19 protein-coding genes are annotated in these 21,043 nt (G+C 60.9%); 9 read left to right on the forward strand and 10 right to left on the reverse strand.

From position 1 onward, the window contains the following. Nucleotides 1-54 precede the first annotated feature (54 nt). From ONR57_RS12865 to ONR57_RS12885, 5 genes are read left to right on the forward strand one after another with little or no spacing between them, the layout of a single operon-like run. The gene (locus ONR57_RS12865; RefSeq protein WP_265123892.1) at nt 55-1,185 is read left to right on the forward strand and encodes an isochorismate synthase MenF; all 1,131 of its coding nucleotides are present in this window, start codon (nt 55-57) and stop codon (nt 1,183-1,185) included. Further along, entirely contained in the window at nt 1,182-1,940 is a 759-nt protein-coding gene (locus ONR57_RS12870; RefSeq protein ID WP_265123894.1) for a 2,3-dihydro-2,3-dihydroxybenzoate dehydrogenase, read from the forward strand. The genes ONR57_RS12865 and ONR57_RS12870 overlap by 4 nt, the downstream gene beginning before the upstream one ends. Then, nucleotides 1,933-3,564, forward strand: coding sequence for a (2,3-dihydroxybenzoyl)adenylate synthase (locus tag ONR57_RS12875; RefSeq protein WP_265123896.1), 1,632 nt, complete (start codon nt 1,933-1,935; stop codon nt 3,562-3,564). The genes ONR57_RS12870 and ONR57_RS12875 overlap by 8 nt, the downstream gene beginning before the upstream one ends. Continuing rightward, nucleotides 3,561-4,208, forward strand: coding sequence for an isochorismatase family protein (locus tag ONR57_RS12880; protein ID WP_279347768.1), 648 nt, complete (start codon nt 3,561-3,563; stop codon nt 4,206-4,208). The genes ONR57_RS12875 and ONR57_RS12880 overlap by 4 nt, the downstream gene beginning before the upstream one ends. A 29-nt stretch (nt 4,209-4,237) precedes the next feature. Next, on the forward strand, nt 4,238-5,536 hold the full coding sequence (locus ONR57_RS12885) for a lysine N(6)-hydroxylase/L-ornithine N(5)-oxygenase family protein (RefSeq protein ID WP_265123897.1): 1,299 nt from the start codon (nt 4,238-4,240) through the stop codon (nt 5,534-5,536). A 38-nt stretch (nt 5,537-5,574) separates the two neighbouring features. Here the strand turns inward: ONR57_RS12885 and ONR57_RS12890 are convergent, their stop codons facing one another. Then, entirely contained in the window at nt 5,575-6,369 is a 795-nt protein-coding gene (locus tag ONR57_RS12890; protein ID WP_265123898.1) for a class I SAM-dependent methyltransferase, read from the reverse strand. 107 nt (nt 6,370-6,476) lie between these two features. Here ONR57_RS12890 and ONR57_RS23330 point away from each other — a divergent pair, with 107 nt between their 5' ends. The 4 genes from ONR57_RS23330 to ONR57_RS12910 all read left to right on the forward strand — a co-directional run bounded on the left by ONR57_RS23330 (nt 6,477) and on the right by ONR57_RS12910 (nt 11,004). After that, nucleotides 6,477-8,117 (forward strand): LuxR C-terminal-related transcriptional regulator, encoded by a 1,641-nt coding sequence (locus ONR57_RS23330; RefSeq protein ID WP_265123899.1) that lies wholly within the window; start codon nt 6,477-6,479, stop codon nt 8,115-8,117. 96 nt (nt 8,118-8,213) lie between these two features. Then, nucleotides 8,214-8,672 (forward strand): hypothetical protein, encoded by a 459-nt coding sequence (locus ONR57_RS12900; protein ID WP_265123901.1) that lies wholly within the window; start codon nt 8,214-8,216, stop codon nt 8,670-8,672. A 138-nt stretch (nt 8,673-8,810) separates the two neighbouring features. Continuing rightward, nucleotides 8,811-8,966 (forward strand): alpha/beta hydrolase, encoded by a 156-nt coding sequence (locus tag ONR57_RS12905; protein WP_265123903.1) that lies wholly within the window; start codon nt 8,811-8,813, stop codon nt 8,964-8,966. A 604-nt stretch (nt 8,967-9,570) separates the two neighbouring features. After that, the gene (locus tag ONR57_RS12910; protein WP_265123905.1) at nt 9,571-11,004 is read left to right on the forward strand and encodes an SIR2 family protein; all 1,434 of its coding nucleotides are present in this window, start codon (nt 9,571-9,573) and stop codon (nt 11,002-11,004) included. A 986-nt stretch (nt 11,005-11,990) separates the two neighbouring features. Here ONR57_RS12910 and ONR57_RS12915 read toward each other — a convergent pair. The 9 genes from ONR57_RS12915 to ONR57_RS12955 all read right to left on the reverse strand — a co-directional run bounded on the left by ONR57_RS12915 (nt 11,991) and on the right by ONR57_RS12955 (nt 21,039). After that, complete coding sequence (locus ONR57_RS12915) at nt 11,991-12,764, reverse strand: maleylpyruvate isomerase family mycothiol-dependent enzyme (RefSeq protein ID WP_265123907.1); 774 nt, start codon at nt 12,762-12,764, stop codon at nt 11,991-11,993. A gap of 12 nt (nt 12,765-12,776) precedes the next feature. Next, nucleotides 12,777-13,346, reverse strand: coding sequence for a TetR/AcrR family transcriptional regulator (locus ONR57_RS12920; RefSeq protein WP_265123909.1), 570 nt, complete (start codon nt 13,344-13,346; stop codon nt 12,777-12,779). A gap of 281 nt (nt 13,347-13,627) precedes the next feature. Then, nucleotides 13,628-14,203, reverse strand: coding sequence for a hypothetical protein (locus ONR57_RS12925; RefSeq protein ID WP_265123912.1), 576 nt, complete (start codon nt 14,201-14,203; stop codon nt 13,628-13,630). A gap of 20 nt (nt 14,204-14,223) precedes the next feature. Then, nucleotides 14,224-14,787 carry a hypothetical protein gene (locus ONR57_RS12930; RefSeq protein WP_265123914.1) on the reverse strand — a complete coding sequence of 188 codons (564 nt, stop codon included), beginning with the start codon at nt 14,785-14,787 and terminating at the stop codon, nt 14,224-14,226. A gap of 229 nt (nt 14,788-15,016) precedes the next feature. Next, a complete protein-coding gene (locus ONR57_RS12935) occupies nt 15,017-15,868 on the reverse strand; it encodes a TetR/AcrR family transcriptional regulator (RefSeq protein WP_265123916.1) in 852 nt (283 codons plus the stop codon). A 50-nt stretch (nt 15,869-15,918) separates the two neighbouring features. Then, nucleotides 15,919-16,572, reverse strand: coding sequence for a response regulator transcription factor (locus ONR57_RS12940; protein ID WP_265123918.1), 654 nt, complete (start codon nt 16,570-16,572; stop codon nt 15,919-15,921). A gap of 344 nt (nt 16,573-16,916) precedes the next feature. Next, nucleotides 16,917-17,768 carry a hypothetical protein gene (locus ONR57_RS12945; RefSeq protein WP_265123920.1) on the reverse strand — a complete coding sequence of 284 codons (852 nt, stop codon included), beginning with the start codon at nt 17,766-17,768 and terminating at the stop codon, nt 16,917-16,919. Further along, the gene (locus ONR57_RS12950) at nt 17,761-18,744 is read right to left on the reverse strand and encodes a DUF2510 domain-containing protein (RefSeq protein WP_265123921.1); all 984 of its coding nucleotides are present in this window, start codon (nt 18,742-18,744) and stop codon (nt 17,761-17,763) included. The genes ONR57_RS12945 and ONR57_RS12950 overlap by 8 nt, the downstream gene beginning before the upstream one ends. A 12-nt stretch (nt 18,745-18,756) precedes the next feature. Further along, complete coding sequence (locus ONR57_RS12955; RefSeq protein WP_265123923.1) at nt 18,757-21,039, reverse strand: hypothetical protein; 2,283 nt, start codon at nt 21,037-21,039, stop codon at nt 18,757-18,759. Nucleotides 21,040-21,043: the final 4 nt, after the last annotated feature.

The following is a 21,043-nucleotide window of genomic DNA, read 5'->3' on the forward strand; positions in this document are numbered from 1 at the left end:
AATGTTGCGGGAAAACCTGCAGTGTCACGACAAGAACCAGGAGGTATGTGCGACATGCAGACGCAGGTGGCCATGCAGACGCACCACAACCTCCCGGCGAACGGGATCCCCTTCTTACTTTCGCGTCCACACGGCACGGTGTTCACAGAAGGCGTTGCGGACCAATACAGTTCCGCACACACAGCGCTCGAGCACCTGCGCAGTGGCGCAATCAGCGCTGTCGCCGGAGCTCTCCCTTTCAGCCTCGAAGAACCGGCTGCTCTCATTGCGCCTGAACGACTCGTGTGCGACGCCGCGCCGCCCACCGCCGAGCCTGCCTTGCTTCCGCCCATGGCAGTCACCGGGTATGTGCCGGCTGCGTCAGAGCACACGTCGCGGATCGAAGCCGCCATTTCACGCATGAGCGCGAGCGCTCTAGAGAAGGTGGTTCTCGCGCGAGCCGTCACAATCACAGCAAGCGAAGCCATCGCCCCTTCAGCGCTGCTGTCCCGGCTCGTCGAGCGCGACCCCCACGGAAACGGATACGCCGTCGACCTCAGCGCCGCAGGCGGAACGTGGGCCGGGCGCCACCTCATCGGCGCAAGCCCCGAAGTTCTCGTCTGCCGCACTGGACGCATCGTCACCTGCCACCCGCTGGCTGGGTCAGCACCACGCGATCTCGACCCCGAAATCGACCGCACCCACGCCGCGCAACTTCTCTCGTCCGCGAAAAACCTCGCCGAACACGCTTTTGTGGTCGACCACATCCGCGCAACGCTCATGCCGCACTGCCGGGAATTACGTCTGCGAAATACACCCACTCTCACCAAAACTCGGGAACTCTGGCACCTTGGCACCCCCATCCGCGGTGAATTACGCCGTACCGACACCACCGCACTTGACCTCGCTCTAGCCCTGCACCCCACACCAGCCGTGTGTGGCACTCCTACCGCCGCTGCCCGCGACGTCATCGCCAAAGCCGAAGGCAGCAGGGGTTTTTACGCCGGAGCAGTGGGCTGGACTGACAAGAACGGTGACGGCGAATGGATGGTCACCATTCGCTGCGCCATTCTCGATGCCGATCAGACGACACTCACGGCTTACGCAGGCGGCGGTATCGTGGCCGATTCCAACCCGGCTGACGAACTCGCCGAAACCAGCGCCAAACTCCGTACCGTTTTCGACGCGTTCGAGGTGAAGCGTTGAACGGCGCCACTCTGGTCGTAGGGGCTAGCCACGGCATCGGCAAGGCAACCGCCGCGGCGCTCGTCCGAGCAGGGCGACGCGTCGTCATTTCAGACCTCGATGGTGCGGCACTCGCCACAACGGCACAGCTCATAGGCGACGCACCCTATTTTCCGCTAGATGTGCGGGACAAAGCCGAAGTCCAACGCACCATCGCACGTATCGAATCGGAGCACGGCCCCATCGACAGCCTCGCGCACGTCGCCGGAGTGCTGGAAACCGGATCGATCCTCGACACCACACCCGCTGCCTGGCATCAGGTTTTTGACGTTAACGTCTACGGGCTAGTCAGCGTCCTCCGCGCAGTAGGAACACGCATGCGCAATAGGCAACGCGGATCAATCGTGGTCGTCGGATCCAACGCAGCCGGAGTCCCCCGCGTTGGAATGGGTGCTTACGGTGCCTCCAAGTCGGCCGCAGAAATGATCGTTCGAGTACTAGGCCTCGAACTTGCTGAGTTCGGTATCCGCGCAAACATTGTGGCGCCCGGATCGACCGATACCGCCATGCAGCGCTCACTGTGGACCGACGAAGATAACGGACGGCACGCCGTCATCAACGGCAATCTCGGATCCTACAAAGTAGGCATCCCGCTAAAACGGATCGCCGAACCCACCGATATCGCCCACGCTGTGGAGTTTCTCCTTTCCGATCGAGCACGTCACATCACCATGCAAACCCTCTACGTAGACGGAGGTGCGACTCTTCGTGCCTGACATCGGCCTGCACACCCAGTACCCCGACGAATTCGCTGCGCGCTACCGCGCCGCCGGGTACTGGACGGACGAAACATTTCAACAGTTCCTGCCTCATCGGGCCGAACAGTTCCCCGACAACATCGCCGTTATAGGCCATGACGCAACTGGGGCGAAGCGAAGCCTGACGTACACCGAACTTTCCGCGTCAGCTGAGCGGATCGCGGGAGGGTTCACCCAACTCGGCATCCGACATGGTGATCGTGTGGTCCTCCACATGCCCAACATCATCGAATACACCGAGGTGCTTTTCGGGCTCTTCAGGCTTGGCGCCCTTCCAGTCTTTGCGCTCCCAGCGCACCGTAGCTCCGACATTGCGCACTTCATAAACTGCACCGATGCTGCGGCATACGTCATCGCCGACTCGCACAGTGGTTTCGACTACCGCGACATCGCCCGCACAGTGGCAGCGCGCAGTGTCACTGTGGTCGCGGGCGACGCTGAAGAATTCGTGGCACTTACCGACCTGCCTGCGGCAGCACCACAAACGCCAACGCCTGTTGATCCCAGCCATGTTGCTTTCCTGCAACTGTCGGGCGGCACCACCGGTACTCCCAAGCTCATCCCCCGCACCCACGCCGACTACCTCTACTCTGTTCGTGAATCCGCGTCGATTTGCGGCGTCACTGCAGACACACGGATGCTCGTCGTGCTGCCTGTCTCCCACAACTTTCCGATGAGTTCGCCCGGAATCCTCGGCGTCCTCCACGCGGGCGGCACCGTAGTTCTTGCACCCGATCCCAGCCCGGCGACCGCGTTTTCCCTCATCGAACAGCACCGCATCACCACGTCAGCGCTCGTGCCGCCCCTTGCGCTGGCATGGCTCTCCGCGGCAAAAAACACCACGTGCGATCTGACATCACTGGAGATACTGCAAGTCGGTGGCGCGAAATTCACCGAAGAAGCCGCCCGACGCATCGGCCCCGAACTCGGCTGCACACTCCAGCAGGTCTTCGGCATGGCAGAAGGCCTCGTTAATTACACACGCCTCGACGACCCGTACGACATCATCGTGACCACCCAGGGCAGACCCATCAGCCCCGCCGATGAGATTCGGGTGGTCGACGACAACGACCACGAGGTGCCCCACGGAGAAAAGGGGCACCTGCTTACCCGCGGCCCTTACACCATCCGCGGCTACTTCAATGCCGCCGCACACAACGCAACAGCTTTCACCCACGACGGCTTCTACCGCACCGGCGACGTCGTCCGCGTTACGCCCGACGGCTACATCGTCGTCGAAGGGCGCAGCAAAGACCAGATCAACCGCGGCGGGGAGAAAATCGCACCCGAGGAAGTAGAAAACCACCTCATCGCGCACCCCAACGTTCTTGACGCCGCCGTCGTTTCCGTCCCTGACACCTACCTCGGTGAACGCACCTGCGCCTTCATAGTCGCCGACGGCATCCCACCGAATCCGTTGGTACTGAAATCATTCCTCCGCAGCCGCGGCATTGCAGGCTTCAAGGTACCCGACCTCATCCACTTCCTTCCCGAGTTCCCCGCCACCGGAGTTGGCAAGACCAGCAGGTCAGAGCTGCGCCGCGCACTCGCCAGCACCTGGGAGAAAGCGACCTCCCGATGACATCCACACTGCCCAAGGCGATCTCCTACGCACTGCCTCATGTCGAGGTCCGCAACGTTGCCGACTGGTCGATCGACCCAGATCGAGCAGTCTTACTGCTGCACGACATGCAGGAGTACTTTGTCCGATCCTTCGAGCGCAATGCCGAACCGCTAGCAACGGTGATCCCCAACATCGCCCAGATCCGCGCAAACGCCAAGCGCGCCGGAACCCCCGTCGTCTACACAGCGCAACCAGGAAACCAAGACCCCGAGGACCGGGCGCTGCTGTCAGACTTCTGGGGCCCAGGCCTCAGCAACGACCCCCGCGACACAGCAATAGTCAGTGACCTCGCACCAGAGGACTCCGACTTCCTGCTCACCAAGTGGCGCTACAGCGCATTTATCCGCACCAACCTCCGTGCCCTCATGCACGAATGGGGCCGCGACCAACTCGTCATTACCGGTGTGTACGCCCACATCGGATGCCTCACCACCACACTCGACGGCTTCATGCAAGACGTCCAGGTCTTCCTCGTATCCGACGCTGTTGCAGACTTCTCCGCACGCGAACACCGTGAGGCTCTCATGTACGCCGCAGCTCGCTGCGCTGTCGTCCTTCCTACCGCCGACGCTGACGCGGCCTTGCGCGCCGCTCGTGTCTAACCTGCCGCCCCTCGACACTAAGGAACACAATGAGCGTCCAGGCCCCCGCTGAATACGACCTCGCCGGAATTGGTTTCGGCCCGTCCAACCTGGCGCTGGCCATAGCGATCGAGGAACACAACCACACCGCCGCCGAACCGTTGCGTGCCGTGTTCTTCGAACGGCAACAGCGCTTTGGCTGGCACCGCGGAATGCTGCTCGACGGCACAACAATGCAGGTTGCGTTTCCCAAAGACCTCGCGACGTTCCGCAACCCCACCAGCGCCTTCACGTTCTTTTCCTACTTGCACGATCGAAATCGGCTCGCCGACTTCGTCAACCACCAAACCTTCTTCCCGTCCCGCAAGGAATTTCACAACTACCTGGAATGGGCGGCAGGAAAGGTCGACGCGGACGTCCGTTATGGCACTGCCGTCAATCGAGTCACCCCGACATCGGACGGAACCGCACTTCGCATCGACACAGACGGCACACCCGTGATTGCCCGCAACGTCGTCGCGGCGCTGGGCCTGCGTGAACGCCTGCCCGAAAACGTCACCGCCTCCCGACGCTGCTTCCACAATCACCAATTCCTCCACCACATCGAACGGATGCCGCAGCCGCAGCACCAGCGATTCGTCGTGGTCGGCGCAGGCCAAAGCGCCGCAGAAATCGTCGATTACCTACACGGCCGGTACCCAACAGCGGCGGTGCACAGTGTGTTCTCTCGATTTGGATACAGCCCGGCCGACGACTCCCCCTATGCAAACAGGATCTTTGACCCCTCCGTCGTCGACGAATTCCACCACGCACCCCCTGATGTGCGAAACCGCCTTCTTGAACTGCACCGCGGCGTGAACTATTCCGTCGTCGATCCCGACCTCATCGCCCACCTCTACGAGACCGAATACCAGGAACGCGTCGGCGGCCAGCGCAGACTATTCATGCACCGGGCATCGAAACTGGTCGGGGTGGCTGAATCAGCAACCGGCGTTTCGGCGACAGTCCGCTGCGAACTAAGTGAGCTAGAGGAAACCCTCGAATGCGACGCCGTGGTGTTTGCCACGGGCTTCACTCCGACACCGTTGCGTCCATTGCTCGCTGACATCGTCAGTGAACCACCCGCCGTTGCACGCGACTACCGCATCATCACCGACCCCCGCATCCAGGCCGGGATCTACCTGCAAGGGGGCGTGGAACACACCCACGGCATAAGCTCATCGCTGCTATCCAACGTCGCGGTTCGGGCTGGAGAAATACTGACTTCCATCATTCAACGGCGCATCAACGCGAGAGTTCTTGGAGGTACGCAAGCCAATCAGCATGAGGTGTGGGCTACTGCACAGTGATCAACGTGGCTTGCCGCAGTCCACTGTCACATCCACTCCTACTTTTCCGCGCACACCACGAGTCCGAGCAGCGGCGCATGCAGGCGCCCATTCGTTTCCCACTCCCCCAGAGCGTTTCGCGCACGCTCACGGATGCGCTGGTAGGCCTGTTCGCTGATTCGCGAGTACAGCGGTGATCCTTCAATTTCCGTTTTCACGAGGGCGTCAACGGAGGGAAAAGATGCGGTCCCTGGATGCTCTTTCACCGTTGCGACCCTTAGCCCGGCGCTGTTCAGCGCCGAGGTAAGTTCGTCCGCATCCCCGCATGACCAGTAGGTGCTGAGCAGTGCTGCACCTTCGGGGCCAGCCTCGTCCGCGACGATGTCGGTGAGCCTGGAATACGCAGGCTGGTTTTCGATCTTCGACGGCACAACCACGCCGACTTTCCCATCGTCTGTCACCACTCTCGCCATCTCCGAGAGCGCGGCGACCCGGTCGTCGACGAACATCAGGCCCATTTGGCAGATCACCACGTCAAACGACTTGTCCGGGTACGGCAGGTGCTGCGCGTCGGCCTGCTGCCAGGTGAGGTCGGGACGGACACGCCGTGCCACAGTGAGCATCGATTCGTTGAGGTCAGTACCGACTACCGTGCCGTTCGCGCCGAGCGCGTCGGCGGCTGTCCGCGCAGCGATTCCGGTTCCGCAGGCCACGTCCAGTACGGCCTGCCCTGGTGAGACGCCGGTGGCTTCGACGATCAGCGGCGCCCACTCCGCGAAGATGCCCGGAACGAAAAAGTCCTCGTACGCTTCGGCGGCCTCAAGGGATACCTGGAACTTCTCTATTGCAGTCATAGTGCCAGGCTGCCGTGACGCGCGAGCCCATACATCGGTGCACGCACCCATCTCAGCACCTACACGGATTACGCATTCCGGGCAGTCCCACCTGGTAGTAAGGAACTGTGCACGCAGAGACTGCAGAGCAGCTCGAGCAGGGCAAGCGGGCGCTCGCGAACGGAGATTGGAAGACCGCACACGAGATGCTCAGCCGCGCGGTGACCGGTACCGACGACCCGGACGTCCGGTTCCACTATGCCCGCGCTGCCGAGTGGGCTGGCGACTTCCGTGAGGCACTCAAATACTACGAACGTGCCTTCACCGGCTACAGCGAGAAAGGCCGGTTTCGGGAGGCCGCGTACATCGCCGGACGCGAGCTGAGTTTCCTGCATGCCGCTGTGTACGGCAACACCCCTGTAGCCGAAGGGTGGCTGCAGCGTGCACTCGATCTGGCGCACGAGATCGGTGATTGCACGGAGGCCGGGTGGGTGGAACTCGCTGCCGCGACGATGACCGACGACCCGGATACGAAAGACCGCCACATCGCACGGGCCGAAGCAATCACAGAGGTAACCCGGGACGTGAACCTCCGGTTCTGCACGATGGCGCACGCCGGTGTCGCACGAGTCATTCGCGGTCAGATAGTCGAAGGAATTCGCCTGCTCGACACGTCCGCGACCGCGGTGATCAGCGGTGAAGTCACCGATTACGTGGTGGCCGGAGAGATTTTCTGCCACATGCTGTTCAGCTGCGAAGCAGCGCAGGACGTGGTGCGAGCAGATAAATGGCTCACTGCAGCCACCGAGTACGGGGCACGCACCCACGCGGACTGGATCCCAGCGATCTGCCGAACCCACTACGGCGGAATCCTCACCGCAGCTGGACGTTTGACCGACGCCGAAGAGCAACTCTCCAGTGCGCTGACGCTGTACGACGCAAGCTACGAGGCACTGCGCTCGTCTGCGATGGTTCGCCTCGCCGACCTGCGAGTGCGGCAGGGGCGGTTCGACGAGGCCGCGCGGATGCTGGCCGGTTTCGAATTCGATTCCATCGCTGTCCGGCCGCTCGCACGGTTGCACTTCGCCCGCGGCGACCTGGGCATGGCGCGACGCGTCCTCGCCCGTGCGCTTACGAACGAATGCACACCCATGAACGCCGCACACTGGGCACTGCTCGCCGAGATCGCCGTTGTCGCAGACGATATCGCCACAGCGAACGACGCAGAGTCACGCCTCACCCAACTCTCACAGCAATGTGAACTCCCCAGCATCCACGCGTACTCCGAATACGCTTCCGGACTGGTCCGCGAAGCGGCAGGCAACAATGACGAGGCACTGGCTGCCTACGATCAGGCATTGAAACACTTCAGCGCTGCTGCGCTGCCGCTCGAAGCAGCCCGAACCCGCTTCTCGATTGCCCACCTCACAGCAACCACCGACCCGAAAACCGCGGCGAATGAAGCACAGACCGCGTTGGGTGTGTTCGACACAATGGCGGCGCAGTTCGAGGCCGACCAGACCGCCAGCCTGCTCCGACAGCTCGGCCAGCCGGGGCGCCGCTCACCGAGAACACCAGGGCCGCTGACAAAGCGAGAAGACGAGGTGCTGCGCCTGGTCTCGGAAGGATGGACCAACGACGAGATTGCGGCCCGCCTATTCCTCAGCAAACGAACCGTCGAACACCACGTGAGCAGCATCTTCCGGAAACTCGGTGTGTCCTCGCGGGCCGAAGCAATCGCAGTGGCTTTGCGTGGGGAGGAGGGATAATCCGAGACGAGTGCTCAATACTCTCCGCGTAAGCACGAATTCCCCGGCACAATGCATCTACACCGACCGCGTCCCCGCAACGCATGCAGCGGCTACATGACCTCTTCGACTGGATCACCCAACGCAACGACAACCACGGACTGGGTGCCGCGCCCCGCGCGGTCTACGAAAGGTGGTCAGACCGGACCAGGCAGGAACCGGTGCGCCCGCACCCCACCACCAGCCCAGCCCGGCGACACATCACCCGAACTCACCCCCTGGACCAACCGGTTCCTCGCCCGCGACGACGCACTCACCGAACCCGTATGGCGCACATCCCAATACACGCACCGTGGCGCACGGCCCTCGCGGCTTTACGACTTCACCGTTTTCGTTGGCCTATACCGCAGCGCATCATGGCCCGGCATCGCCGACGCCATCTGCCACGGTATGCCCGACGAGGCTACCGAGCCGGTTCCGCTGTCCATGCAGTACGTCATCACCGCGATCACCTGCAATGAAAACGCGAATCCCCCAGCCATCCATAACATCCCGCACACCCCTTGGGTTACCTGACCGGCGGTAACCGGATCGTCGCGGAAGCTAGCGTTTTCGGATCCGGACTCCTCTGCGCGGGATGGGAACCAGTCACCAGCCCCGTACCGTGGTCAGACGAACAACTGCGCAACCCACCGCTCGTCCTGCACCAGACAGGTGACGCCGGCGCACCCCTACGCCAGAGGCCAAGCACTAGCAGCCACATTCGAAGCACAACTGATCACCGTCGACGGTGGTGACCATGGCGTCGCCATCCACGACCTGCCGGAAACTGAACACGCGATCATGAGATATCTGCTTCACGGTGACTGATAGTCGTTGGCTGTCCCTCCGCCTATAGGGACATGCTGCTGCCGCGCCGTCGACACCGCAGCAACGCTGCCACCGCACCACACCAGTGTCGCAACCCCATTCGCCGTGGGCGTCCAGATTCTCGCCGCCGCGATGAAGAGAGTATTCAAACGAGTGAAGAAGCTGCGCGTCTGCCGCAGCACGATTGTTCAATGGGAGCGCTTCCTCTCCCCAGGAGTCTGAACTGGTCCGAGCCGCCATCGATGCTCGCGGACTAGCTTTGGATGTACTGCAAATAACGTTCAGCGACTGGCATGACCTCCTCGCTTGAAAGAGCGTGAGCTTGATTGTCGTGCAGTCATGAAAGGTGCAACGCTGCCCTAGCTTCCGTCCAGAACGCGCGCGGGCCCAAACGTCGCAACAGGGGACTCAGGGCAATCCGTGCCTCCAAGAACTCGCGGGCGGGCCACTCCCGGTCAACTCGAGATAGTGCCCAACGACGACGATTGAAGGACAACGTCCCCTTCATTGCCTCGCTAACCGAGTGGACAGACAACTGGATTAGCGTTATTAACCATCTGGCAAAATCGGACCTTATCGGCGATTCGCACACGAAGCTCGAGTGATGATCTGCAACGATATCTGTGTGAGCGCGGGGGATCTCAACGAGCGAACAATGGATGCTCTCCGATGCCTGGAGACCGAGAACCACCTGTCGGTCCTCCTCGGTGCCGGTGCTTCCGTGGGGGCAGGATTGCCTGACTGGAATACGTTTGCGGTCAACTTGCTTGTCCTCAGCCGAGCCATCCAGGATGAGGAAACTGCCAAGGCGTTCTTGATAGGGCAGGATCCTGCTATCGCCGCTGAAGCAGCCAAGAACGCGGCTGGTTCCGATTGGCCCAATGTCCTCTCCGATGCCCTCTACGGGGGCACCGGCGCATCTCCGGCGCCTTTGCACACCGCAACCGCATCACTTGTTGAATACAGAGAAGCGTCTTCACTCAGCTTCTTCACACTGAACTACGACGATTTACTCGAAACAGCAGTTCAGCAGGTCCTCGATGAACTCGAACTGGAAGCACGAGTGCTTAGCCGCGCAGGCGATCAAAGCAGGGCGAAGATGGGTCACGACTTCGAAGTTCACCACTTGCACGGGCTACTTCGCGCTGGGGATAAGACTGCGGAGACCTTAATTCTCACGCTCTCCGACTACAACAAGCTTGGAAAGGACCCCCATCCATGGCAGGTTTCTTCCCTACAGGAGGCTCTTCGCCGCGGTGCGCTCATCCTGGCGGGTACCTCATACCGGGATCCTGATATCCGACAGTGGATCCACGACCTGACAGAAAACAAGCCAACGGGGAATGTCGCAGTATTTCTTGCGCGTGAAAGCCTCGCCCTCGATCGAATGCAATTCAGCCACGTAAATGAAGCTTTAATCAATCAGTGGTTAGCACTCGGGGTCAATGTTATCCCGGTACAAGACCATGCAGATGCAGCACAAGCACTTCGTGAGCTTCCTCATCTCGGTAATCCAAACTATTTGCCGCCCGCAACGAGATTAGGGCAGTTGTGGCAACACCACAAGGAGGATTTCTCGCAACTTCAAGCGGAGCATTCTGAGAAACTCGCCGCAAACCTAGAAACACTTCAGGGGACGTTGCCCTCTTTCCGCAATCTTACGCTCTGGCTGGGGGACGGCGAAGGCGGCCTTGTGAGGTGGGCAGCGAATGATCGCATTTACCGCGACCCGGCACATCTGCGTTCTGAACGCCCCGGGTTTGATAGCCCGTGGATAGCAGGCCAGGCCCTTGGCCGAAACAACCTGATGGTCCACACCCTTGAAAATGCGTCGGCTACCTCGCGATGGCGCTCAGTCTGGGCCGCCCCCATCGTCGCTGATTTGCCCGGTGGGCCGGAAATGCCATGCGGTGTTGTCAGCGCTGCATCCGTGGAGGAACTCAACCACGATGACGTTCAGGATGAACTGCAGTTGTTTGGTGAGCTATCAATGGAGTGGGGTGCCGAGTTTGAACGCTTGCAAGGGTCGCCACAGTGAGAGCCCAGGTACGCTAAGCTGAAGGCCTTAGAGGAGGTAGACAGCATGACTGCAAAGGACAAACCGGTTGTACGCAAGGTGTCCAAGGACACCTTCCTGGTTTCGAGTGCGTCGACCAGAAGCGCCCGCACCGGCAAGTTCGTCACCTCTGAGAAGGTGAATCGCTTCGCATCGAAGCCTTCAAGAACGCCTCACCGCGCAAGCTAACTGCTTCGCAGTGCTCAATGTGGCGCCGGGCCGCCTTCATCTGACAATGGAGCGTTACGGCGCGGCACGGACGGGCTCTTTACCTGGCATGCCACCCTCGGTTTCACCTATTTTTCTCCTCACATGCTGCTCATAAGTGAAGAATCGAAGCACTCGTAAAAGGGTCAACCACATATTCCCGCCTGCCTTCAAGCTGGCGCACCGGCTAACACATATGAGGGAGCTCTTCTGAAGAGATTCGGTGACCAATGGGAAGCGTCAGCATGTCAGAAGGATTTCAGGAAGCTCGAAATGACGTGAATCATTGTCAGGTTTAAATGCGATACATCAGAACGTGCACAATGGCAGATTTACAATTCGCGCTAGCCTGATTGTTTCCCTCACAAACGAGTTCACGGAAAGCATAAGGGTGATCGAAAGGCTACTGAAGATTAGTTGTGCTAATGGCAGCGTTTTAGAAAGGTATAGGGGATCGGTAGGCAGGATACAACAAACCTGACGACGGACTGCGGAAAATGGTATCGGGACGCGAATAGTTGGTAGCAAAACTACAAACAACTGGCACTAAACCGCCCCGAAGCACAGCTGATAGCCTGCCAATTAAGCCTTGCCGGGCGCCCGTTCCCCTCATGCCGGACCAACGGCCGCGCCAAGCGAGCTTCACCTACACCAATTGCCGACCGTTATTGTGAACTGCCAGCGACCCGTCAACCACCTTCTTCATTTGATCCTGTGGCTTTTAATTCTTTTAGTAGTTCAGGCACGAACTCCCAAGCCCCTCAGAACGGCACCGCTACACCGAGCAGTCCGTCGCTACTCACCCTGCCCGAGAGGATTCGGCAGTACTCGACCGCGTCGATCGTAATTTCCTCCGCGTCCGCGCCGGGGTTTTCGAACACTCCCCCTGCTGGGCCGGTCAGTGTCAGGACAAACGGCTTTCCATGCCGCCGAGCCCATTCGGCAACAATGTCGGCGATGATCCGCCCGTCATGCTTGGCATCGAGGACGGGACTCGCGCCGATGGCACGGCAGAGATCGATGCGATGCAACCAGGTATCCCGGGTAAGAATGATGTCTACCAGGTAGCCGAGCGACCACGTTTCGTCAATCTGATCGCCGATCGTCACCGGGAACCGCGCAAAACGCCGTGCCGCTGCGGGTATCCGGGAACGCCCCCGCGCGGCCTTAGGCGCAAGTTCTGCGCAGAGCGAGACGAGCTCGTCCGTCGGCAGGTGGGCTGTGCGTTCAACCTGAACGGCGGTCATGTGGTCGACCTCGTCGCCACCGTGCTTCTTAGCACGGCGCTTGACTTCCCACTGTTCCCGGATCATCTGCCGCGCGGACGCTGCGGACTGCATGGCCCCCGCGAGGTGCCCGGCTAGGTCACGCACGCCCCACGCGGCGCAATCTGTCTGGTTGCTCCACTGGTCTGGCTGCACCTGCCGCAGCACTGCCGCGAAACGCTCGTATGCCTCGAGCGCGAGGTCATGTGCTTCGCTATGGCTGATGGGCGGGATCGTCGAGACGGTCACTGGTGTCGCCGACATGGTCATGATTCCTCCGGTTCAAAGTCCTATGTGATCGCAGTACAGGTCTACGAGTTCGTCGAGCAGGCGACCCCAACGGTCACCGCCGGGGTCGTTGGACAGCTGCTGGCTGACCAACCCAGTGAGCATCGCCGTCCACATGTCGACGGCGCGTGGATCGGTGACGCCGCAGTCATTCATGAACTGGACGAATTCACCGAGATTCTGTTCAGCGAGTTTGTACGACTCGGGTGATGGCTCGAACTCGGGAATGGTCCGCTGGAACAACAGCAGGTACCGGACAGGATCCCTGACACAGAAGTCGAAGAAGCTGTGGGCGGCACCGCGAACCACATCCCGCGAGCTGCCCATTCTCGGCGTCTCAGCGACCTGGTCCGCGAACTCCTGCTGTCCTTGCGCGAACATCGCGTCGTAGATCGCTTCTTTAGACGGGAAGTAGCTATACAGGCTCGGCGCCCGCATTCCGACGCGCCGGGCAAGATCCCGCAACGACAGGCGCGCGAGCCCGTCCTCCCGCGCCGCAGCCCACGCCGCGGAAAGGATCTCCTGACGGGTCTGTAACCGGCGCCGTTCTCGAACAGTATCCATGCAAACTCCTAACGCTGTTCAGTATTTCGAACAGTGTTAGGTCGGTCAAGCCTTGAGCGTTCAGCACCATTGAGGATTCCTGTGCTACGTCAATCGACCGTCGAGAGTGCGCGGCAGCGCCAGCCGTGCGAATAATGCTCGACACGTGCCGGGGAGCCGGGTTCGCGGGACTATTTTCGTCGGGAACAAATGCCTCCGTCGTGCTCGCCCGGCGGTCCTGATAACTCATCTCTCAGCCATCACCAGCTACGCGGAGTATCGAAGACTCCGGCGGCCGAACGTCATATCCGCCCAGCTGCCTTCTCTCGTTTCAACACATGGGTCGCTGGATCGAGATCGAGTATCGGTGTCAGCAACCAGGGGTACACGTTGTCCATCACAGCTTCCTCAGCCCACCCGGTCTCGCTGGGAAAGCGGGTCAGTCGGATAACACCGGTAGATCCCCGCTCGCCCGCTCGATAGGCAACTTCGGCGACAACAATCGGCAAGCCGGATCCTTTTGCGCGTTTACCGCCTTCGAACTCAAACTCGGTCTGCTCATGCCAGGCGATGCCGATGATAAATCGGCCCGGTTCGTCCTTCTCCGGAATGACCTTGTTAGCCGGGTGGAATTCGCCAGCGTTGATGTGGTCAGCCAGCGCCGTATGGAGCCGATTGGGCGGGATAGTGGTGTGGAATTCCAGTCCGTTGACGTAGCTGTCCATTTTGCTCTTCTCACGGGCCCTGCCTGCGGCCTTGAAGGGAGCCGACATCAACTTCGACAGCCCGACGACGACGCCACCCATTACCAGGTCGACGACCCAGAGAGCGGCGAATACCAGCACAACAAAGACGATGAGTAGAACTACTCCGTCCATTGCAAGTCACCTGATTTCATCTAGTTAAGAGATTGGGATGCGGTGAACGGCCTTTCTCGTTCGTGTTCGTCGACCAAGGTCGCCCTTGCTTGCGGATCCATGGACTGGACGAGTGCGACGAGGTTCTCCCGCAAAGCATTGAAGTGGCGGACTGCTTTACGCATTGCCATGCCGCTTTCTGCCCACTGCAGCATGGCGTGCTCGCACATTGTCTGATTGTCGCTCTCCCTTATCACGACGATCGCTGACAGAATGCATTCGTCCCAATTGATGCGCAATCCGTAGTTCCCGTCCTGGGTGCTCTCCAGCTCGCCAGCTATGTAGAGTGACTCTTCGAACTTTGGCTTGCCGTAGGGCAGCGGCAGGCGAAAGGTGATCTCGTTCCAGAGCTCGGCTGAGTTCACGCTGGTGCGGATCCGTAGCGCGGCTGCACCGAGATCATTGGTGGCCTGGCGTTCTCGCCCGTAGACGGCTTTGTCGGCTAGATCGAGTGCTTTGTCCTCAGCGGAATCGGTGAGGATATTCCAGAACCACCCGAAAACGAAAAGGGCGAGAAGCAAACCGACTGCGATAAGGGTTTCCATTTTCTTACTCGCTTCGAAACAGAAAATAATAAAGCAGAACAGATTCCTGATGCCACGCATTTGACTGGGATGGCACGTCGGGGAAAGATCCTTGGAGTTCTATTCCCGGATCAGTACTTCGCGGCGCTATTTCATTAACTATATGGTGTCATCGGTTTTCTCGGTATCCACGAATTGCGTGCCCCTAGCACTGGGGGCATCCGCAGAGGAGAACACACATCACCCACGCTCACTGAGTCAGCCACTGCTTGGATTCCTCCGCCTCAGCCTCGATGCGCGCGATCGCTTGTCTGACTTTTTCGAGTCGTTGGTCGAGTTCTTTCGACGTGATTTCACCCGACGGACGTGAGAGGGCGAGGAGGTTCGAGGTAAACGAGATCGCCGCTGCGTTCCACTCTCGTTCGTCTCCCGTTTTGAACGGGTCCGCAGTGAAGGTGCGTACGAGATCTGGGAGCCCAGCGCGCCCGTCGTAAACAGTCAGGCTGCGCAGAACCATACCTTCCATCAGCGCCGAGCTGACTGCCGCGAGGTACCGGAAGTCGATACCTGGAATAGTTTCGAATCCCAAGGCTAGCGCCATCGCGTCGTAGAACTCAGCCATACCGTCGACGTAAGATGAACTCGCTTGATTGATCGCGTCTTGCAGTTCTTTTCGATACTCCTCGGGGTACGAGAGGACCGTCGCGGACAACGCCATGTGGGTCTGCCAGGTGTTCCGTTGGCGAATGTCTTCGAAGTTAGTGATGGCACCGATTCGACAGACTTCGATGAGGATTCTGCGTCTGCTTTCTGGTGTCGTCAGCCCATCCCGCAGTTCAATTAGCGCGTTGAGTGCCATCTGCAATGTGGGCGGATCGTACACGACCGGTGATGCTTGTGGGCTCGCTGCCAACTGGAGAAGGAGGTCGTTAATAAACTCCTCGCGACGAGGCCAAACCCGGTATGCAGCACTCCGAGCGACACCCGACGCGGCGACGATAGCGTCCATTGAGATGTGGTCGAGGCTGACAGTGAGACCATGTTCGTAGACCATCTCCAACGCCGTCCCCAGCATGGCATCGCGCACCTCAGTACCGCTCATCCGCTTGCGCCTGGATGTGCTGAGTGGGTTCGGCGGTCCTGAGTGTGGTGTCACCGCGCCTCGCTCGCGTTCCCTCGCTGCCGTCGGGGTACTGGCAGCCAACCGTCCTCGAGCGCGCGTTTGTACAGGTCCATTTTGGTGGGTGCGGGTCTGCCGATTTCCGCGTATTTGCGGCGGATTCTCGTGATGTAGTCGTTGACGGTGTCGACTGAGAGGTTCATTCGCCGCGCGACGGTTGCTGCCTTCTCCCCCGCGGCATACAGCGCAAGGACTTGCTGCTGACGTTCCGGGAGCCGTACTTCTCCATGAGTGACGTCGGTGTCAAGTTCGGAGTCGCATACCCCGTCGACGCTCATAAGCGGATTGTTCGCGGCCGCTAACCGGATCGCGTCCAGCGCCACCTCAGGGGTGTCAGATTTGAATATCACCCCGTGCGCACCCCAGCGGACTGCTGACCTGATCAGGTATCGGTCGTCTTCGCACGTCAGAATGACCACCTTGATCGAACGCTGACGTAATGCGGCGAAGTCTGCCCGCAGCGCCGATGCGTCCGCGAACCGCAGGTCCACAATTACGAGATCCAGAGCATTGTTCTGTTCGAGGAGGGAAAGAACCGTCGGGGCGATCACGTCGAGGTTCAGGTCTGGCTCGTTCTCGAACAGGACTGACAGCCCGATGGCGTATATCTGTTGATCCTCGACCAACCCGATCCGGTACACGCGATTATGCGAGGAGGCACTGTGCGGCGACGCTGTTAGAGACTCTCGAGGCTGGGTGTCGATCATGGGGGTGTCTCCCGGGCATGACAGAGGAAGAGCGCTACGGAGGTTAGGCGGCCGCTCGAAAGCTTTGGCCACACGACGATTCCACCAGCGTGCAAGTCCGCGTTTTGCCGTACTGCAAGGCGCGCATGGCGAATCCTTCAGCGAGCGAGGTGGTTTCCCCGTTGCGGGGCAACCTGGGGTTAATCTCGTCTACTATCCTCGCACCATGCTGAAGGATTCACAATAGCTGTCTTGAAACTTTGAGATACTCTGTCCCAAACTTGTTACCCCGCCACGATCTCGAACGGCAACGATCCCGTCGCCTCACTCCCGTCGGGACCTGTAACCGTTGTTGTGATCGTGTAGATGCCCGGCGTACTCACCAGGAGATCTCCGCGCATACGGCCGGAGCACGAGGCACTGCGGTCGGTGTGCAAATAGTCGCCGGGCCCGGTGACCTTCGAGATCACAGTGCACTTCTCCCCCGTCACCTTGCCTGATTCACCCGATGACTCCCAGCGAAACAGCACCCGCGCCGTCCCATACGTGGTGGCTTGGTACATGTCTGGCCCGATCTTGTGTCCTCCCGCGCGCTCGGTGGTGATCACTACTCGCGTCACCGCGGGCGCCGGTGACTCCCGCACTGGTTCTGTCGTCGTAGTGGCGGGTTCATCGGTGACTTCGATGGCGGCGACCGGCGGCGGAGCCTGGCGTGGTTGCACCGGCTCGGGTATCACGACCGGCACGCGGGTCACTTCGGTGACGACAACCGGCACGCGCGTCACCTCGGGCATCACGGTGACTTCAGGGATCATCACCGGCACGCGCGTTTCCTCCGGGATAACCACGGGTGATCCAGTGAGTTCAGGAATGACAACAGGCGACGCCGTCACGTCCGGCACAACAACTGGCACCCGGGTCACCTCAGGCACGACGACAGGCACACGATTCTCCACGGGCTCGTGCGCAGGCGGGGCCAGGGGTACGGCAGGCGGGACGAGTTCCGGCGCGAGTGACAGTCGCGCTTCCTCCGCTTGGACTTGGTCAGCATCGTTATCGGGGATAGAGAACAGGAAAGCGATCAGCCCGATTCCTGCAACCACCGTCACGACGAGTAGCCATGCAGTCTTAGTCATCTGAACCCTCCATGCGTAACAGCGACGCAGTACGTTCCCGCCGCAACTCGAGATCGTGATAAAGCAGCACCACCACCGCGACGTAGAACGCCCACGCCACCCCGATCAGGAACAGGCCGACACCAAACGTGACGGCGTAGCCGACAATGAGCGCACACCACATCAGCGCCAAGGCAACAACTTGTATGCCTAACGCGCGCCACCACGACCCGCGAATCAGCTGGTCGGATCGTCGCATGGCGTCGATCGTCGTCGCCCCCTCAACGAGAATGATCGGGATTGCGAGTGAGTACCGCACGAGCAGCCAGACCGTGCAGGCCCATACCGCTGGAACGAACACCAGCAGTATCGGGGCGAGCGCCAGGATCGCGGCACCTGCGAAGTACGGTGCCAGCGAAAGCACGCCGTGCACCACCATGTACGCCGCTAGCCGGGGTGTCGACGCGATGATCTGAGCACGCACAGTCGCAGCGTCAATCGCCTGACCGCGGATCGGCGGCTCAGCGACGACGACAACGGCGGTCGCTATCACCGCGAACGCGGCGAGCTCGACCGCGAAGATCAGGAGGAACAGCGTGACGATCGTCGTGATGAAACTCGCCGCGCCCGCATCAATGCTGTCAAGGACGCGTCCTCCAAGCATGCGCGCGATACCGAACCACACCAGCACCATCACAACCGAAACGGCCGCGGGGAATCCTACGAGCCACCCTGGTTTAGCTGATACGAGACGCACCGCCCCAGAGATGATGTCTTCGAGGCGCAACAGCCGCGCTGGGATTATCTCGCGCGGTCCCGCCGCGGCTGCGCCTGCCGCGGGACGTGCGGTCGGCGCGACAATCGCCGTATGAGTCCGCTTCGTGCGTGACACGCGCACCTGCTCGGTCCACGCCACGCCATTCCAGAATCGCTCTTGGCCTCGCTGGCCGGATGGATCCGGATACCAGCCGGGGCGAGCCGCGCTGAATGCAGACACCTGCCACTCCCCTCAGTCCGTCGTTGATTGAGTCTGTGAATCAGCGTGGTTTTCGGAGTCGCCGACACTTTCCAGCCAGGCGATCAGCTCGCCGTAGGCAGCTGGATTCGACGCAACCGCGGGACGCAGGTCGGGACGCGACCGGGCGATGCGCGCGAGATCGCGGCGAGACGTTCGCGGGTCCGATGCCGCGGCGAGATCCGCATCAGCGCCGGACTGCGGAAAAGCGCGCGCCGACGCTGACGCCGGGAACAATGGCATGCCCGCGTACAGGTCCCGGACCGGAGGTGCGAACAGAAGCACACCGGCGACCGCCACAACGAGACCAAGCGCCACATAGTCCATCGTGAGGATACGTCCTGCCCCGCCGACCGCATCGGCGACGAGGATTCTGCCCACCGTCATCACCACGACACCCGCAGCGCACACGAGCGCGAAGTGACGAGGCGGGCGCGGATCTTCGCCCGATGAGTAGCGAAGCTGAAGACTGGCCATGCCGACGACCGCAAGCAACCCGGTCGCAACTCCGAAAGCCGCCAACACTATTGATTGCGGCAGGCTCAGAACACCCGGACCGAGCAGATACCCGACGTCCAGAGCTTCGAGCAGCACGAACAGAACCGCCCTGCCAAAACTCCAGACTCCCACTAGTGCGAACAGGTAGCGGCACGCCGCCAGCCACGTATACCCGCGATGGCCCCCACCTACGGCTCTGGGTGCCCTCGCCAAGACAGCGACCGCCATCGCTCCCGCGGCCGCCCACAGCGGCATCGCGTAGTACGAGCCGCTGTGGAAATACTCAATCCCCTGCGAACCTGAGAACGCCCGCAGCAGTCCAGCGAGCAGCACAGCACCGCAAACACCCGCCAGAGTGAGGCACCAGGGCCCTGGATCCCAGCGGACTCCGATTACGGCCATCAGCACGAGAATGATCGCGGGCAGCGAGACGGCGACGACACCAGCTATCGCGTGCAACGAGTCCGCCGCAAGCGGGCCGACCGCCACCATCCCGACGCTCGATCCGAGCACAATCGACGTCACAGCAAACAACACCGCCAACCCACCCAGCACGAGTGCGCTCGTCATCACCGTGTGTAACGGAGCTAAGGCTCCCTTGGCATTTCGCGACGCGACGTCTTGGGGCTGACGCCAGTAGAGCGCAAGCAATCCGCCTGTCAGCGCGAACCACACTCCCGGCCCCACACCCCTGCTCCACGCAGGGGTGTCGACTAAAACGAGGAGCGAGCGCACAACGTCGGTGACGATAACCACCACTGCAGTGATGAGGTACGCGGAAACACCAATCGTCCTGAACCACGAGTGCCAGGGAGAACTGTCAGCCGAATGCGCCTGTGCCAGATAGGGCCACGCCACCCCAACGATGGCGAGCACAGTGGTGACGCCGATAACGGCGGCGAGGTCCGGCGCAACACTGAGCCGGGCCCTCGCCACGTCGTGATTCCACGGCAGCCACAACGCCACCAGCATCAGCGCGATCGCGGCGCCATCGCACAGCACGTGCGCCCGGGGCCCGCGTGCAATCTCGGTCTTCAGTACCGTCGCTTTGGCGCGCAGAACCGCAACATCTGGCCAAGGTGGAGCGCCGCCTACGTCTAGTCGACCAGATACGAGGCCTGGTCGTTCGGAGGGCCGCATAATATCTGAACGCGTTCCCCCTGAATCAATGGATATTGTTTCCGCCCGCGGTGGCGCCCAACTCGAAGACACTTCGATAAAGCTCATCCCCTTGTCGCTCCGCTGTCCACTGCGTGTCTCACACCATCGTGTCGTCGACGGCGAAGCCGCGAGCACGAGGGTCAAAATCGGAAACAGAAGCGTGACGATGGTGAAGATTCCGGTGGAAACCATCGCGTTTTGGACAAGCGGACCAAACTCAATTGCCGGGTCAAGAATGGCGCTAACCGAGCCCAAAAGCGCCGCCGTAGCAGCCATCGCGGCTATCTGCGCGACGATCACGAGGAGACATCCGATCACGATCCATGTCTGACCTGATCGCTTCTTCTTCAACAAGGCAACTGCACCCGATATCAACAACACCGCTGTCACAGCGTTCGCGAGCTGACTAGCCGCGAGGTATGGCCCCCACCAGCCCAGCTCGGAAAGGGTAACTCCCGCAAGCAAGAAAGCCCGATCGAATCCACCCTCAACGATCATCAAGACAAACGCTGCGATCCCGAGCACTGCCGCACATCCCCCCAGCAACGCCAGCACCGCCGCCGCAATCGCGGTCGCCCCGCTCGGCTGTGGCCCAGCTTCAGAAGCCCTCGAAACCATCGCT

It is taken from the genome of Hoyosella sp. YIM 151337, from assembly GCF_026041215.1.
GTDB lineage: Bacteria > Actinomycetota > Actinomycetes > Mycobacteriales > Mycobacteriaceae > Hoyosella.

What these genes read in the sequence shown, in the direction of transcription:
- ONR57_RS12865 (WP_265123892.1), top strand. Translation starts at nt 55, where the DNA reads ATGCAGACGCAGGTGGCCATGCAGACGCACCACAACCTCCCGGCGAAC.
- ONR57_RS12880 (WP_279347768.1), top strand. Translation starts at nt 3,561, where the DNA reads ATGACATCCACACTGCCCAAGGCGATCTCCTACGCACTGCCTCATGTC.
- ONR57_RS12885 (WP_265123897.1), top strand. Translation starts at nt 4,238, where the DNA reads ATGAGCGTCCAGGCCCCCGCTGAATACGACCTCGCCGGAATTGGTTTC.
- ONR57_RS12890 (WP_265123898.1), bottom strand. Translation starts at nt 6,369, where the DNA reads ATGACTGCAATAGAGAAGTTCCAGGTATCCCTTGAGGCCGCCGAAGCG.
- ONR57_RS12900 (WP_265123901.1), top strand. Translation starts at nt 8,214, where the DNA reads ATGACCTCTTCGACTGGATCACCCAACGCAACGACAACCACGGACTGG.
- ONR57_RS12910 (WP_265123905.1), top strand. Translation starts at nt 9,571, where the DNA reads ATGATCTGCAACGATATCTGTGTGAGCGCGGGGGATCTCAACGAGCGA.
- ONR57_RS12915 (WP_265123907.1), bottom strand. Translation starts at nt 12,764, where the DNA reads ATGACCATGTCGGCGACACCAGTGACCGTCTCGACGATCCCGCCCATC.
- ONR57_RS12920 (WP_265123909.1), bottom strand. Translation starts at nt 13,346, where the DNA reads ATGGATACTGTTCGAGAACGGCGCCGGTTACAGACCCGTCAGGAGATC.
- ONR57_RS12925 (WP_265123912.1), bottom strand. Translation starts at nt 14,203, where the DNA reads ATGGACGGAGTAGTTCTACTCATCGTCTTTGTTGTGCTGGTATTCGCC.
- ONR57_RS12930 (WP_265123914.1), bottom strand. Translation starts at nt 14,787, where the DNA reads ATGGAAACCCTTATCGCAGTCGGTTTGCTTCTCGCCCTTTTCGTTTTC.
- ONR57_RS12935 (WP_265123916.1), bottom strand. Translation starts at nt 15,868, where the DNA reads ATGAGCGGTACTGAGGTGCGCGATGCCATGCTGGGGACGGCGTTGGAG.
- ONR57_RS12945 (WP_265123920.1), bottom strand. Translation starts at nt 17,768, where the DNA reads ATGACTAAGACTGCATGGCTACTCGTCGTGACGGTGGTTGCAGGAATC.
- ONR57_RS12955 (WP_265123923.1), bottom strand. Translation starts at nt 21,039, where the DNA reads ATGGTTTCGAGGGCTTCTGAAGCTGGGCCACAGCCGAGCGGGGCGACC.